The organism is Vibrio celticus (assembly GCF_024347335.1).
Lineage (GTDB): Bacteria > Pseudomonadota > Gammaproteobacteria > Enterobacterales > Vibrionaceae > Vibrio > Vibrio celticus.
Genome location: NZ_AP025464.1, coordinates 394817 through 409477 on the forward strand (window position 1 = coordinate 394817; position 14661 = coordinate 409477).

Sequence of the window (14661 nt, forward strand, 5' to 3'; positions counted from 1 at the left end):
AAATAATAAAAATGAAAACATAACTGTGGAGTTCGTTATGAAAAAGACGGTAATTGCTGCTTTAGTAAGTGTTGCTTGTGGTGCTAATGCTGCAAGTATGGAAGATATTAGTATCAGTGGCTTTGGTTCCGTAGGTATCGGGAAAGCGAACAATGATGTGAATTACGCGGGATACACCAGTGAGAATCTTGAATGGGAACAAGAGACACTTGCTGGACTTCAGTTTGATTTTAAAGTGAATGAGAAAGCTAAGTTTGTCACACAGATTGTTGCGAACAGTCGCTATGACTATGAACCAAAGATCGAGATGGCGTATGCATCATACGATTTTGAACGTTTTACAGCTCGTGCTGGTAAGCTACGTCTGCCTCTGTTTTTCTATTCAGATTATACAGACCTGGGTTACGCATACCCTATGATTCGCCCTTCACAAGAGCTATACGAAAACATCGTTTTAAAAAGCTATACCGGTGCTGATCTATTGATTCCTGTAGAGTTTGAAAACTCAAGCCTATTGATTCAACCTGTTGTTGGTATTGGCACTATTGACGAAGATGACTCTATTGTTGGCGAAGTTAAACTTGATAAGCTGATGGGTCTAAGTGCGAACTGGAACGCAGGGGATATGACATTCCGTGGTTCTTACTTTGTTGCTGAATCGAACCCATCTTGTGATTTTAATAGTTCGCTTGATCCTTACTGCCAGATGGCTCAGATGTTAGACAGTAAAGACGGCCAGTTTATTTCGCTTGGTGCGCAATACGACAACGGCGATCTAATCGCAAACATCGAGGGCGCAGATGTACAGCTAGATGGTGAGTTCTATGACTACCAATCGATTTCAACTTTAGTTGGCTACAGAGTGAATGAATTTACCCCTTATATCTCTATCAACTGGGTAGAAACGACTGATAACGAAGAGCGTGTAAATCTACCATCTTCGTCTCTTAGAGAAGCTATGAACTACGAGCGTTTGTCTTATGCGGTGGGCTCTCGTTGGGATTTTGCTAAGAACATGTCACTCAAAGTTGATGTTACCTATGTTGACTACAAAGGTACCAGCGGAGGCTTCCAAGAGAATATCGAAACAACTAGGGCGTGTTGATCTTTCGTGAGTGTTTTTTGAACAGCATGGTAAAGAGTTATAATTTGCTTCGCCAAAAGTAAAACCATAACCAATACCATGCCAAGAACAATGCTAACTGATATTCGCTGGGAACTGCTACTCCAAGTTATGAAAAGTACAGGTCGTATTTACGATAAAACTGAACATCGAATGACATTTGAAGGAATACTTTATCGAATGAGAACAGGTATTCCTTGGCGAGATCTACCCTCTGAGTTCGGAGAGTGGAGTACCGTTTACAGACGATTTAATCTTTGGTCAAAGAAAGGGATTTTAGATAATCTTTTCAAAAGCTTATCTAACATGGCTGATTTTGAATGGTATTTCTTGATGGCTCTATAGTTAGAGCACATCAGCATAGTACAGGTGCAGCTACTGAAAGTTCAGAGCAAATAGGAAAAAGTCGCGGGGGCAACTCAACCAAAATTCACTTAGCCGTAGATAGTGGTGGCCTGCCGATTTGCTTTGATTTATCAGAGGGACAACGCCACGATATAGTGCATGCCGAAAGCTTAGTTGAGCAACTCGATGAAGTTAATACCATCGTTTGTGATAAAGGATATGACAGCGAACCTTTCCGTATTTTTGTTAAGGAACGTGGCGGAGAAACGGTAATTGCTAAACGCAATTACGGACAAGATATAGACAAAGACAGTATGGATTGGTGTTTATACAAGTATCGTCACTTGGTCGAAAATGCCTTTGGGAGAATTAAGCATTATCGAGCTATTTCAAGTAGATATGACAAGCTAGAAAGGAATTATGCCAGCATGTTATCGCTGGCATTCATGTTAATGTGGCTACCGATGTATTGTTGAACGCGAAATGTACAGCAAAGATCAACACGCCCTAGTAACCCATTTATCGCAACGGGCAATTTCTTTGAAGATGACTCAATCTTGTATTCAGCTAAATTAGACTTCGTATTCTAAGGTATCAGTATGAAAAAGTTACTAACGCTTATGGCAGCAACGTTTATTTCGTTTAATGCAGCTGCGGGTATGGTTGTTATCGGCAATAGCGCAGGTGTTGACGCGTTAACCAATGCTGATGTGAAAAAATTATTCATGGGTAAATCAAACCAACTGGGTAATGGCAGTAAGGCTCAGATTATTGAGCTTGTTGATGGTGCTGCAGGTCGTATTGCTTTTCATGAAGTAGCAACGGGTCGTTCAGAGTCTCAACTCCAATCCGTTTGGGCTCGCTTGGTGTTTACAGGTAAAGCAGAAGCCCCAGTTCAAGTTGCAGATTACAGCGCTGTAATCAATCAAGTTGCTACAAATGCTAATGCGATTGGGTATGTTGATGAAGCTGCGCTTACTGGCGATGTGAAAGTATTGCTTAAGTACTAGTCTTTGGCGATACAACATAGCTCTATAAAGAGTTATAAAGCCCGATAACGAGTGCGTTATCGGGCTTTCTTGTTTCTATTCACATATATCTGAATCGTAAATCAATTGACTCCTGCGCTAATCTCGCATGTTTAGAATCAATACTGCCGCTAGAGCTAAGAACGCTGTCATCATTAAGAACACATCGTTGTAAGCCATAATGGCAGCGTCACGTTGCATGGTGCCAAGTAAACTTGCTTGAGCTTGTTGCATCGCCGTTGTGGCATCACTTCCTGACTGAATAAAGAACGCTTGTTGCTGCTGAAGCGTTTGCCAACCGAGTTGACTTACAGAAGGTAACGACTCCTTGATGTGTGCCAAGTGCTCACGGGTTTTGTTATCCAATAGCGTGGCGATAATCGCGATACTAAAAGCGCCCCCTAAGTTTCGCATCACGTTGGTTAACGTAGATGCGTCTGGCGTGTCCATTTTGCTGATGTTCTTCATGGCAACCAAAGACAGCGGAACCATGATAAACGGACTACCAATAGCACGCAGAACCATGGATAAAATCAGTTGTTGCCCGCCAAAGTCGATTGTCATGTGCGTATTCACGTAACAACTGAAACCGAACATCGCGAAGCCAAAGGTCACCAAGTACTTAGGCTTAATGATCTGTGTTAGCTTGGGCACAATTGGGAATATCAGAAGTTGTGGGAAACCCATCCACATTAGCACTTCACCAATTTCCATCGCGTTATATTGCTGAATTTGAGTGAGATACATCGGCAGCACATAGATAGAGCCAAGCAACGCCATCCCCAAAATCAAATAGGCGATACAAGACATAGCAAACTGCCCATCCCGCAATAGCCGCAGGTTAACCAATGGCTTTTTGTGTTGGAGTTCGTTTATCACAAAGTAAACCAAACTCACCGCCGACACGATACTCAAGCCAATAATAAAGCTCGAACTGAACCACTCTTCACGGTTACCTTCTTCTAGTACCACTTCCAAGCAACCTAGCCCTAACGCCATAGTGGCGATACCAAACCAGTCCGCTTTTTTCAGCGTGCCAAGGTCGAGCTTTTCATCATCCAAGCCATATCGGATCATGGTGATCACAAGCAAAGCAGGCGGAATATTGATGTAGAAAATATAGTGCCATGAAAAGTTCTCCGTCAGCCAACCACCAAATGTTGGGCCGATCGATGGAGCAAAGGTCGCGGTTACGCCAAACAGTGCCATACCCACAGCACGTTTGTTAACAGGTAATAACTGAATCACTAACGAGAAAGCAAGCGGGATTAAAGCACCACCACTGAAGCCTTGCATCGTGCGGAATACGATCATCGAGGTCATATTCCAAGAGAACGAACATAACAAAGATGAAATGGTGAAAATGGCCGTCGTCCACGTGATATAACGGCGTTTACCGAGTGCTTTAGAAAGCCAACCACTGAGTGGAATAGCAATCATCTCTGCGACTAGATAAGACGTAGAGATCCACGAACTTTCATCTAAGGTGGCAGACAGCGCGCCTTGAATATCTTTGAGAGACGAGTTGGTGATTTGAATATCCAAGATCGCCATAAACGCACCAATCAAACCGCCAAATAGGGCGAGCCAATGGCGTCTTGAAACTTCGTCATTATCATTAGTGTGGGTGACAACACCAGCATTACTCATGATCTAGCCTCGTTTATCGATGGTCGCTACCACAGACAAACCAGGAAGCAATCTACCTTTCAATTCTTGCTGATCTGGAATCGTAATTTTCACCGGTACACGTTGAACGATTTTAGTAAAGTTACCTGTCGCGTTTTCTGGTGGTAGGAGCGCAAACTTGGCGCCAGTTGCAGGGGAGAAACTGTCTACCACGCCTTCAAGTGGTTGACCCGGAAAGGCATCCAGTTCGACTTCTACGGTTTGGCCTTTGTGAATGCCGCTTAATTGAGTTTCTTTGAAGTTAGCTTCAATCCACACTTGGTTGTTTGGTACCAAGCTCATAAGTGGTGCGCCTGCTTGAATCAGCAAGCCTTCACGAACGCTACGTTTACCAATCACGCCATCCGCTGGCGCGTAAACTTTGGTGTAATCAAGGTTAAGTTGTGCTTGATCTCTTTGTGCTTGAGCTTCAGTCACGGATGCGTTTGCTTGTTCGATTTCACTCGCAATCACGATTAGCTGATCATTACTTGCGACGAGGTTTGCTTTTGCTTCTTCAAGTTCTGCTTGGGTGACTTTTTGTTGTGCGACCATGCTGTCGACTTCATCTTGCGAAGCATAGTTACGCTTTAATAAGCTACGAGAACGGACTACTTGTTGGATTGCACGCTCGTATTCAGCTTGTGCGGAATCAACACGGCTCTCGGCTTGATTTATTTGGCTACGTTGTAACGTTTGTTGAGCGATAAGGTTGTGTACGCTTGATTGAACGACGCTTAAATGCGCATTCGCCTGAGCAAGTGCAGATTGGTAATCACGATCATCGATTTGAACCAACAAGTCACCTTGTTTAACCGATTGGTTATCACTCACATAAGACTTAACAATATAACCCGACACCTTCGGGCTTATATTAGTGATGTCGCCTTGTAGGTAGGCATTGTCGGTAGATTCAAAGTATTGGCCATAGCCGTACCAATATCCGGCACCAGCAAGACCTAATGACAGCATGATCGCAGTAGCAATAAGCGGGGCTTTTTTACGTTTTTTTGTGCTTACTGGTTGCGAAGCGTTGTTGTTCTCTGTCATTTTTTATTTCTCATTTTGTTTTTATTTAGATGTAACGAATTGTAAATGAATTCGATTGATTGATAAGATAGGAAAAAAGGGAAACACTGTTGCAATAATCTTACTAATAGGGCTTTGGGAGAAGTACGATGGACTTAAATGCTGTGACTGTTTTTACACAAGTTGTTGATTGTGGGAGTTTCACGCACGCAGCTGAAGCATTGAACATGACCAAGTCGACCGTCAGCCGAAAGCTTGACGAGCTCGAGCAGCACCTAGGTGTGAGGTTGATCACTCGTTCGACACGAAGTTTAGTTTTAACGCCAGAGGGTGAGCGCTTTTATCAGTCGAGCATGCAGATGCAAGAGATCATGAACCAAGCTGAGTTAGAGGTTTCTGCCAATCAGGATTTGATCCGAGGGCAGTTGAATGTTGTGTTGCCTGTCGAATTGGGGCATCAAGTATTAGCCACATACATCCACAGTTTCCTAAAAGAGCACCCAAACGTGACTTTGAACTTAGAACTGTCGAATCGAGAAGTCGACATCATTGCGGAGGGGATCGATCTTTACGCGCAAATTGGTGAGTTGGTGGATTCGAGCTTGGTTTCTCGCTACCTCACAACATCAAAGCGAGTATTGGTAGCCAGCCCTGAGTATTTAGAGCAGTTCGATGAAATCTCTTCGCCCAATGATCTTAAACCGCCATTCAGAATGATTGAGGTCGTGAACAAGGCCGCGCGTCTACCCAAGTGGCATTTACAATTAAAAGGCGGAGAGTCGATTTTGATCGATCTACCGTGTCAGTTGCGGGTGAATACCATCACGGCATGCCTAACAGCGTGTGTGGATGGGCTCGGCTTGGCGGTGCTTCCTGAATTCATTTGTCGGGAACATTTCAAGACAGGTAAGCTGATTCGCTTGTTACCTGAATATGAGATGCCAGAAGTTTCAGTAAGCCTAGTGTATGCAGACAGGCAGTTGATGCCCAAACGTAAGAAGGTCTTTATCGACTATCTACTGACTGCCTTTCAAAATAGGAAGCAAAAGTAACGGGGTAAATCTTAGTGGTAAAGTGCTTAGGCTTCCTATTATTCGTTATTGTCTAAACTGTATCGAAGCTAACTATGATTGGGCTGCCAGTCGACGACTTGTCCATTCGCTAATATAGCTTTGACTGATAGGCCAGCAATATCGATACCGTTGTGACGAAATGCCTTGTTAGAGAAGTTGGCAATGATCTTACTCCCGTCACTAAACTCAGTTTGTTGAACATCGCCGTTTTTATCTAACCATTCGAAATCGACCAACTGTTTATCCCATAACTGTTCGTGCATTGGTTCAAAGCCATCTTGATAGTGTTTGAGTGCTTTGATTCTCGGGCTTGAACTTGATAAAGCTTCATCTCTGGTCAAGTGAACCATCGCTGGTGTGTTGTATAGCATGGCGGTTAAGTCACGTTCTGCTTGTACATTAGTGAACTTAAGGCTGTCTGAATGCCAATGGTGCGTATTGATTACTTCATCATGGAAAACGGCTTGGTAAAGTGGAATTCGATATTGTGGCGAAAACAGTAGCGACTTATAGGGCTCTTTAACCTCGGCCGGCTTAAAGAAGAAGTCAGGCTTGTGGTCTGGGTACCAACGACCTAAGTAATAGGGAGATTGGCGGTTTTCTTTCATGTCTTTATCTGTCCAACCAAAACCAACCGTTTCTAAGCCGTGTGCAAACGCGATGCCTTTTGTTGTTAGGCTATTGCCGTCTTCAGATCCTAATACTAACGATGGTTGCTCGCTAAGCCACTGCATTCGGTTGTTGAAGGAAGAAAGCATGTCCGACTCGTTTGTATTGCCATTTCCATTGCTGTTGCTATGACTGTCTATAGAGCCGCTGTAATCTTCACGTGCCATGGCGGTTGCATCAACATCCAAGAACAAGCTGTTGAAGTTGCCGAATTTCATAATGTCTTGAGCGCGCTGCTTTACGTAATCTAAATGGCAATTCGGATTAAGATAGAATCCGTTACCTCGAAACCCTTTTTTTAGGCTGCCATCCGCTAGTTCAATGGCACAACTCTCACGCATCGGCTTTGGTAATTGAGCGGTTAGCCAGTTGTCGTTCAGCTTCGCAGGAATGGCTGTGTTGTAGGAATCGTAGGTGCCGACCAGATATCCGGACTGTTTTGCCAGAGCCACGGCGTTAGGTTGGTAGAATGCTGGCATCCAATTATCGAATCCTAGCCACAGTTTGTTTAAACCAGCCTTATTTAGATTAGCGACCATGTCTGAAGACAACGCTTGTCCCCAAGTCTCTGACGAGTTTAGGTACGGAGAAGCGTGCTTTAGCAACCAGTTCTTTTTATCCTGTGCTGCTTTGTATTGCGCTTTAATCGTGTTGTCTTCGAGTGTCGGATTACCAACAGGATATAACACCTGCAATGACTGGCTAATAGAGTCCAACAATAGTTGTTTGTGATACTGACTGAACCAATCTTTACCCTTAGATAGTGACGACAGTTCTCTTTTCGCTTCCGCAGAAACGCTTAGTTTAGAGCCCTCTAGATACCATGTTTTAAATCCCCACCAGTTACTCACATCTTGGATGCTTAATGGGTCTTTGCCAAATAGGTAAACGTGGCTCGCGCCGATCAACTTAGTCACATCTGGATTGCGCTTTTGCTTTGCTACAAGCGTTTCAGACTGGTCATTATTGATGCGCCAATCGCGGTATTGTTTGGCACCATCTAACCACGACTCTCCGAGGGTGATACGAACAATAAAAGGCTGCGATTGATTGAGCATCGTAAATTGGTGTGATGCCTTCATGTCAATTTTGGTCTTGGAATTTGTTGAAGTATCAGAGGATACCTCTGAGAAGAGCAGTTGATTGTTGGTTGCATTAATCATCTTATAGCTAATGAAGTGGTCGTTCTGTTGTGCTGTCCAAAAAGGCATCTTTAGGTCTTGAGTGGTGTTGCTTCCAGAATGGTTGTCAACTAGATAACTACCCCAAAGCTTGTTATCAGTAGGTACGCGCATGCCTTCACTAAAGGGTAGAAATAGTGTCTGAGTTCGTTGTTCTGCAAGATCAAACCACGCCAACTCGATTGGATCGTTTCGTTTCACCTGTATATTCGAAGGTAAGCTGAACTGAAAAGTGAGTTGGTCTTGATTAAGCTCTGCCTCAACGTTTATCCCACTGGGTACTAAGGTCCAAGTGGCGATTTTTACTGAGTCAGCTTTATCGGAAAAGCCAATAACCAGATTGGTCGCTTTCTGTGGTTTGCTATCAACGGTGAGAGCAGCGCTGTTAACGCTTAAGCCGTTCCAATCTATCTCTAGAGTATTCGATGATATAGAGACGGTATTGCTGGTAGTGGCGTTAGCATTGTCGCGAATACTGCTGCCGCTGACGCTGCTATTACTGGTGAGCGTTATTTGGCTCGCTTGTGCATTGGATGAAAACAGACAAGCTGTTGTTAGAGCCACAATGGCACAAGTGCAAATATTGAGTGGGTAACGTACGCTGAGCATATTTAGATTCCGTAAAGGGTAAGTACGGTTATTACACCTAAGTAGCGCTAGTGCTTTGTCACCTATATGTCTCTATTTTCTGTTTGGCTTTAGTGGTTTTCCATTAGAAAGGCACGGCGACGCGCTGCACATATTGGACTTCAATAGCGCCTTGGTATTCAAACATTTCAACCGAAGCACTCAAGTGCTTGGCTTTAGTTCCAAGTGGACCTTCTGTGGGAACGGGTGCTTGCGCTGTTTTGATTGGCACTTTGTAACCTAACAGGTTGTAGTTTTCATCAAACCATTGCCAACTCACATTAGCGTCAGGGCAGTTGTCGATCTCCTTTGGAGGTGAGAGCACGATATGTGGTTCGCTGAGTTTATTTTCGAGCGTCAGCCATCGATTACTGTCATTTAAAGCGACAATAATAGGGTAGTGGTTTGAACCTATCTTTAGTTGATAAACACCAGATTCGGGTTTGATGAACATTTCGTTGGTTTCAATCTCTTGATACTCATTATTGGAAGCGAGTTGCCCATTGAGAAGGACTTTACCTTTAGGTGATACCAAAGAAAGAGTTTGGGTTTCTAAGCCTTTGTTGAGTTGCTCGGCAGAGACTTTGATTTGATAACCGTGCGATGACAGGCCATAGCGTCGAATAAAGCTGACTTGGATGTGGTGTTTCGGCTCAGCACTTTGTTTTAGTGAGGTTCCACATTGAGTCTGGCTTAATATCTCTTGTTTGACTGGCAGCCAAAGCTCACTATCGAGTGTTTGTTGATCGAGTGCGATTTGTAGCTCTTGCCACGCAACTTGAGGTTGGTCATCAAGCAGAGATTGATAGGTGTGTTGCAATGGCGTGTCGGTAAACCATGCCGCATGACTTGCGAACGGCAAGGTGCAGAGCAGTGCCGCTAACGAAGTAACTTTCATTATGATTCCCCAGCTAAGCGGTAACCAACGCCGCGATGCGTTTCGATATTCAATGTTGGCAGCTTCTGGCGTAAGCGCAGTATGTGATTATCAATAGTTCGGGTACTAGGAAAGGCCTGATACCCCCAAATTTTATTGAGTAACTCATCTCGGTGAAACACACGACTTTGGTTCTGAACAAACAAGACCAATAACTGGAACTCTTTAGGTTTTAGTGTTATTGGGCTTTCATCCAGATAAGCGATCCGTTCCGACAAGTTGATCTGGATATTTGCGTAATTTAAGAGGCTCACACCTAACGGACGAAGCTGGGTAATCACTCGAGCAAGTAATTCGTCGTTAGAAAATGGTTTAGTCACGTAGTCTTTGGCTCCCGCCATTAATCCTTCAACACGTTGTTGAACTTCTACTTTAGCGGTCAGCACAATTACAGGAAGCGCTTTGAGGAGCAACCAATTTGGAAGGTGTTGCAAGCTGTCACCATCTTCAAGCTGTCGATCCAATATCACAAGATCGGCTCGAAACCATTGCTTACTGGCACTCTCTGAATCGTTCGCCCAAAGGCATTGGTAACCACTGGATTCAAAGAAGCTGACGAGGCCTTGTCCAAGCAGTTGGTCGTCTTCAATCAGCAGTAGGGTGTTCATAAGCAATTTCCAGAATACATCGGGTTGGGTTACGAAGAATAATGAGATGGCCATTCGCTTGTTTCATCAAGTGTTCGACAATAGTGAGGCCAATGCCCATGTTGTCTTGTCTGTGATTGATATTCGGTGTTGCTCGAGATACAAACCGTTGCAGAAAAGAAGGGAAGTGCCCCTCGTCTTGTACCTCAATCGTCAGCTTGTCTCCGAGTTCGACCTTTACCAAAACCTTACCTTTACCGTGTTGTTTGGCATTCTTGATTAGATTATCCAAGCAGATGGTTAGCCAGTAATAAGGCAGGTTAAGTTCGACTTCACGCGCTTCACATTGATAAGAAATATTGTGCTTTTCACAGACATGATCGAGCCACTCTTCTAATGAAGCGTTTTGCTTCAACAAAGGCTCTGACTGATCCGAACTTAGGTACACTTTGCTGTTTTCGGTGAGTTGAGAAAGCCTTTGATAGTCGGATATTAAACGCCAAACCGCATTTTGAGTTTCATCAGAAAAATCATCGTAGCGATTTCTAAACATTTCGACGGTTAAGCCTAGGCTAGTAATTGGCGTGCGCAGTTCATGAGTAAGAAGCTGTAAAACGAACTGTCTCTCTTTTCGTTGTTTTGTTCTTAGGTATAAGACTCTACCGAGTCCGGAAAGCAACGTTAAGAGCAATGTAAAGATCAAGGTTTTCATGATCAGATTGTCATTGCTAGGCTCGCTTAAGCACACGTTGCTGTAACGAAAAGTACAGGTCTCACCCGTCAAAGATACCTCTTGCCGCTTTGCAATAGGTTGCCAAACATCTAAGGGAATGGCTTTCCAGCCTTGCTCGCCACTTAACCAAAGCACATCATCTTGTTGCCAAGCGCGGTATCCATTGAGCAATGCCTCTCTGCCTTGAACAGTTAGCGCTTTTAGCTTTGTATATAGAGGGTGCTGTGGGTTGGTAAGACTCAAAAACGGGCGTATTTGCTCGCTTACGTCTGGGTAAGTGGCTAAATAACGATCAGCAAAGCTGCCACCGGCAGGGTGATGTTTGGAGTGTGCTGCAAACCAAATCGAATCCAATGCTTGTTGCTGACATAAGGCAAGCTCAAACTCGATGGCGTCATGTAATGAAGGATTACTGCTTTCAATTGCTTGGCAGTGATCTTGTATTGAGGCTAACGTTGCGATGTCGTCCCAACTGAAATGGTTGAAATTAGGATAACGGCTACTTTCATGAAGCAGAACTTTTGGGTACTGATCCAACTCTTGTTGAGATACTAAGATTGGAGATGATTGCCAGGTCAGTTGATACAGGGTTTGCCACTTGTCTTGCAAACTTTGGGCATTGGCTAAAGTTGGGAGCCAAAAGGTCAAGCAAAGGGCTAAGGTAAACCTGCGCATCCAATCATTCTCATTAAAAGTCGTGAGGCGAGTCTAAAGACTTTTGGGTTAGATTTGTAACCTGAATGTCAATAAGTGCTCCCTTAACAGCAAACTGTCGAGTGGATCATGCTTTTAAATAATAAGATGAAATTACAGTAAGTATCATTTGATTCCGATAAATTAGATAATTATGTACTTATTGTCATTATTAAGCATGTGGGAAGGACTATACTCAACTCATACCAAATAAGAGGAACCATCATGAAACTAATCATCAAATCAGTATTGGCAATCAGTATTTTGGCCGCAGGCTCTGCTCAGGCGTTCGAATTAACCAGCAACGATATTCAAGAAGGTCACCCAATGGCGAAGACTTTTGAATACTCAAGTTGGGGTTGTGACGGCGATAACCTATCACCACAATTAATGTGGAAAGATGCACCAGCAGGCACCAAAAGCTTTGCTATCACAGCTTATGATCCAGATGCTCCAACTGAAAGTGGCTTCTGGCATTGGGTTGCGTTTGATATCCCTGCAACTGTGAACGAGCTACCTCGCGGTGTCGACATCTCTAAAGTCGGTGGCAAAGAAGGTCGCATTGATTACGGAACAGTTGGCTACGGTGGCGTTTGTCCTCCAGAAAAAGATGGTATGCACCGTTACCAGTTCACGGTTTGGGCATTACCAACGGACAAACTTAACCTCGACGAAAACACGCCGTCGGCAGTGGTTGGATTCACGTTGAACAGTATGGCTTTAGACAAAGCGAAACTGACTGCAACTTATACACGTTAATAGCTTATGTACGTTAAAAGCTTATACACGTGCATAATAAGCAAATAAGCAAATAAGCAAATAAGCAAATAAGGGGATGAGATGAATCATCAATATCAAGTGACGATCTTTCGTGCAGAGCAGTTACAAAAGCTGCGTAATGTGAGGATTCTATCCCCTAGTATCATTCAGATAATTACAGGCAGTAAGCGCCTGTTTTGGAAAAATTCAGCGGCAGAGCTCTCACATTCTGAGCTGCTGTTGTGTGAGGCATCAGCTTCACTAAGTTTTGAGAACATGCCCCATAAAGGGCGCTTCTTGTCGCGAGTGTTCAGCTTTCAATTCCAACCTTCTCAGGCGATGCTTGATTTAAGTGAGGAACGGTCGAATGATCTGGGACTGCCTATAGTAAAAGCGGATCGAAACTTACAAGACTCACTCAATGCTCTGTTCTCGTTTGATACACAGAGCATGAGCAAAGAGACTCAACAGTTTTGGCTGCAGGGCTTTTACCAGCAATTAGCTGAAAAAGGGGTATTGCATCGACTGTTTGTCAGTGCCAACGTCTCGTTTAGCCAAAAGCTCAGCCATTATCTTTCACATTCACCAGACGAGAAGCATCCATTAGAGTCGGTGGCGGAGCGTTTTGCGATGAGCCGAGCCACGCTGATTCGAAAGCTCAAACTGGAAGGTATGCAATATCGTGAGGTATTAGCTGAAGTTCGGTTAAGTCACGCGCTTTATCTGATGCAAAACGGACAGCAGAATGTGGCGATGTTGGCTCAGTCTTGCGGTTACCAATCGGAAGGGCGTTTTAGTCAGCGCTTTAAAGGCAAATTTGGTTTGTCGCCAAGTGAATACATCAAAACCGTAGTCAGCCATAGAGTCGCGAGCAAATAAAGTCGCGACGCCATAGTCATTCTGTTTGGCTTAAACGCTCACTTTCTTATCTCGTGCTGCCAATGCCGCGAAAATCGTGCACGCAAAGGCAACAGATGCGATCAACAGAATCGGCACACTCCAAGAACCGGTTTGAGCATGAAGCTTACCCACCAGCGTTGGACCAGTGGCTGCCAACGCATAACCGATTCCCTGAGCCATACCCGACAATGATGCGGCTTGGCTGCTATTCGATGTACGCAAGCCAACAAAAGATAGCGCGATAATAAACGTCGAGCAGTTGGCTAATCCAAACAGTCCCACCCAAAAGATCGCAAACTCAGGCAAATACAACAGGCCAATCAATCCAACAAATACACTCGATGCACACAGAGTGATGAGCCATTGTTGATTGTCACTTTTGGCTAAGAATGGCAGTAACAGCAGCCCCGGAACCATAGTCGAAAATTGCAAAAATCCATAAATGTAGCCCGCGTCGATTTCGCTGTAGCCAAGATCGTTCAATATCTGTGGCAACCAGCCAGCCAAAGAGTAGAAGGTAAATGAGTTAAGCCCAAGCGCTAACGTTACTTGCCACGCTACGCCGCTTTTAATCATCTGTTTCATCGGCAGAGGTTTGTCTTGTTGCTTGTTATTGTTGGCTGAAGATGAGCGTTTTCTGATTTTAGGCAACCAGATCATCAAAGCTAATATTGGAAATACCAAGTTCATTAACAGTGCCAATTGCCAACCTGTGACCGTGAATAAGGTTAGATTTGAAAACGGTACCATCAAACTTGAGCCTAACGTCGAGCCGATGCCCATCGTAAAGATGTACAGAGAAGTAACGGTTGCAATACGAGTAGGGAAGCTAATTTTCACTACAACGGGCAACAACACGTTACCAATCGCGATACCAAGTCCAATCATTACTGTACCGATGTATAACGTCGGAATTGCTCCTAAAGAGCGCAGTGTAATACCCGAAGTGATCAAAACTAAGCCTAATAACAGGCTAGGCTCTAGACCAAATCGTTGGGATATCTTGGTGACTAATGGTGAGAACAAGGCAAAAGTTAACAGTGGTAAAGCTGTTAAGAAGCCAGCAGCCGATGACGTAAGGTTGAGGCCTTCCATAACCTGAGAAAGCACAGGAGCCAAGCTCGTAAAAGGCCCCCGAAGGTTAAGTGCTAGAAATAGAATCCCTAACATGACGAAAATGCTATTACGAAGAGAGGCGCTCATAGGTTGTTCTACTGTTTGCTTATGAGAAGAAAAGCTAGCCTACAGGTCATTGAATGATTATACAAATACCGTTTAAATAGGTTTACTAATGACTGAACCAGCGTCG

The 14661-nt window shown here is 44.1% G+C and carries 13 protein-coding genes; 6 read left to right on the forward strand and 7 right to left on the reverse strand.

Annotation, left to right across the window (positions count from 1 at the left end; genetic code table 11):
• Positions 1 to 37 precede the first annotated feature (37 nt).
• From OCV19_RS17815 to OCV19_RS17825, 3 genes are all read left to right on the forward strand, one after another.
• Positions 38 to 1105 (forward strand): hypothetical protein, encoded by a 1068-nt coding sequence (locus tag OCV19_RS17815; RefSeq protein WP_065677670.1) that lies wholly within the window; start codon positions 38 to 40, stop codon positions 1103 to 1105.
• Positions 1106 to 1183: 78 nt separating this feature from the next.
• Positions 1184 to 1944, forward strand: a protein-coding gene (locus OCV19_RS17820) for an IS5 family transposase (protein ID WP_261875687.1) whose coding sequence is annotated in 2 segments (ribosomal slippage) — positions 1184 to 1448 and positions 1448 to 1944 — 762 coding nt in all. Because the reading frame shifts where the segments join, the coding sequence is not laid out codon by codon here.
• A gap of 123 nt (positions 1945 to 2067) precedes the next feature.
• Positions 2068 to 2478 carry a type 2 periplasmic-binding domain-containing protein gene (locus OCV19_RS17825; RefSeq protein WP_065675399.1) on the forward strand — a complete coding sequence of 137 codons (411 nt, stop codon included), beginning with the start codon at positions 2068 to 2070 and terminating at the stop codon, positions 2476 to 2478.
• 117 nt (positions 2479 to 2595) lie between these two features.
• Here OCV19_RS17825 and OCV19_RS17830 read toward each other — a convergent pair whose 3' ends face one another.
• Together OCV19_RS17830 and OCV19_RS17835 are read right to left on the reverse strand one after the other, a co-directional pair.
• Positions 2596 to 4146 (reverse strand): DHA2 family efflux MFS transporter permease subunit, encoded by a 1551-nt coding sequence (locus OCV19_RS17830; RefSeq protein WP_065675398.1) that lies wholly within the window; start codon positions 4144 to 4146, stop codon positions 2596 to 2598.
• Positions 4147 to 4149: 3 nt separating this feature from the next.
• Complete coding sequence (locus tag OCV19_RS17835; RefSeq protein WP_065675397.1) at positions 4150 to 5214, reverse strand: HlyD family secretion protein; 1065 nt, start codon at positions 5212 to 5214, stop codon at positions 4150 to 4152.
• Between the two features lie 128 nt (positions 5215 to 5342).
• Between OCV19_RS17835 and OCV19_RS17840 the strand changes: the two genes are divergently transcribed.
• Positions 5343 to 6245, forward strand: a complete 903-nt coding sequence (locus OCV19_RS17840; RefSeq protein WP_065675396.1) for a LysR family transcriptional regulator — start codon at positions 5343 to 5345, stop codon at positions 6243 to 6245.
• Positions 6246 to 6313: 68 nt separating this feature from the next.
• On the opposite strand, the gene OCV19_RS17845 is transcribed toward OCV19_RS17840, so the two are convergent.
• The 4 genes from OCV19_RS17845 to OCV19_RS17860 all read right to left on the reverse strand — a co-directional run bounded on the left by OCV19_RS17845 (position 6314) and on the right by OCV19_RS17860 (position 11675).
• Positions 6314 to 8725, reverse strand: coding sequence for a glycoside hydrolase (locus OCV19_RS17845; RefSeq protein WP_065675395.1), 2412 nt, complete (start codon positions 8723 to 8725; stop codon positions 6314 to 6316).
• 103 nt (positions 8726 to 8828) lie between these two features.
• Positions 8829 to 9641 (reverse strand): DUF2861 family protein, encoded by an 813-nt coding sequence (locus OCV19_RS17850; RefSeq protein ID WP_065675394.1) that lies wholly within the window; start codon positions 9639 to 9641, stop codon positions 8829 to 8831.
• On the reverse strand, positions 9641 to 10288 hold the full coding sequence (locus OCV19_RS17855) for a response regulator transcription factor (RefSeq protein WP_065675393.1): 648 nt from the start codon (positions 10286 to 10288) through the stop codon (positions 9641 to 9643). The genes OCV19_RS17850 and OCV19_RS17855 overlap by 1 nt, the downstream gene beginning before the upstream one ends.
• On the reverse strand, positions 10266 to 11675 hold the full coding sequence (locus OCV19_RS17860; protein WP_065675392.1) for an ATP-binding protein: 1410 nt from the start codon (positions 11673 to 11675) through the stop codon (positions 10266 to 10268). The genes OCV19_RS17855 and OCV19_RS17860 overlap by 23 nt, the downstream gene beginning before the upstream one ends.
• A gap of 243 nt (positions 11676 to 11918) precedes the next feature.
• Here OCV19_RS17860 and OCV19_RS17865 point away from each other — a divergent pair, with 243 nt between their 5' ends.
• Positions 11919 to 12452 (forward strand): YbhB/YbcL family Raf kinase inhibitor-like protein, encoded by a 534-nt coding sequence (locus OCV19_RS17865; RefSeq protein WP_050648620.1) that lies wholly within the window; start codon positions 11919 to 11921, stop codon positions 12450 to 12452.
• 81 nt (positions 12453 to 12533) lie between these two features.
• Entirely contained in the window at positions 12534 to 13331 is a 798-nt protein-coding gene (locus OCV19_RS17870; RefSeq protein WP_065675391.1) for a helix-turn-helix transcriptional regulator, read from the forward strand.
• A 30-nt stretch (positions 13332 to 13361) separates the two neighbouring features.
• On the opposite strand, the gene OCV19_RS17875 is transcribed toward OCV19_RS17870, so the two are convergent.
• Positions 13362 to 14555 (reverse strand): CynX/NimT family MFS transporter, encoded by a 1194-nt coding sequence (locus OCV19_RS17875; protein ID WP_065675390.1) that lies wholly within the window; start codon positions 14553 to 14555, stop codon positions 13362 to 13364.
• Positions 14556 to 14661 lie beyond the last annotated feature (106 nt).

What these genes read in the sequence shown, in the direction of transcription:
- OCV19_RS17875 (WP_065675390.1), bottom strand. Translation starts at nt 14,555, where the DNA reads ATGAGCGCCTCTCTTCGTAATAGCATTTTCGTCATGTTAGGGATTCTA.
- OCV19_RS17855 (WP_065675393.1), bottom strand. Translation starts at nt 10,288, where the DNA reads ATGAACACCCTACTGCTGATTGAAGACGACCAACTGCTTGGACAAGGC.
- OCV19_RS17830 (WP_065675398.1), bottom strand. Translation starts at nt 4,146, where the DNA reads ATGAGTAATGCTGGTGTTGTCACCCACACTAATGATAATGACGAAGTT.
- OCV19_RS17825 (WP_065675399.1), top strand. Translation starts at nt 2,068, where the DNA reads ATGAAAAAGTTACTAACGCTTATGGCAGCAACGTTTATTTCGTTTAAT.
- OCV19_RS17840 (WP_065675396.1), top strand. Translation starts at nt 5,343, where the DNA reads ATGGACTTAAATGCTGTGACTGTTTTTACACAAGTTGTTGATTGTGGG.
- OCV19_RS17845 (WP_065675395.1), bottom strand. Translation starts at nt 8,725, where the DNA reads ATGCTCAGCGTACGTTACCCACTCAATATTTGCACTTGTGCCATTGTG.
- OCV19_RS17865 (WP_050648620.1), top strand. Translation starts at nt 11,919, where the DNA reads ATGAAACTAATCATCAAATCAGTATTGGCAATCAGTATTTTGGCCGCA.
- OCV19_RS17835 (WP_065675397.1), bottom strand. Translation starts at nt 5,214, where the DNA reads ATGACAGAGAACAACAACGCTTCGCAACCAGTAAGCACAAAAAAACGT.
- OCV19_RS17850 (WP_065675394.1), bottom strand. Translation starts at nt 9,641, where the DNA reads ATGAAAGTTACTTCGTTAGCGGCACTGCTCTGCACCTTGCCGTTCGCA.
- OCV19_RS17860 (WP_065675392.1), bottom strand. Translation starts at nt 11,675, where the DNA reads ATGCGCAGGTTTACCTTAGCCCTTTGCTTGACCTTTTGGCTCCCAACT.
- OCV19_RS17870 (WP_065675391.1), top strand. Translation starts at nt 12,534, where the DNA reads ATGAATCATCAATATCAAGTGACGATCTTTCGTGCAGAGCAGTTACAA.
- OCV19_RS17815 (WP_065677670.1), top strand. Translation starts at nt 38, where the DNA reads ATGAAAAAGACGGTAATTGCTGCTTTAGTAAGTGTTGCTTGTGGTGCT.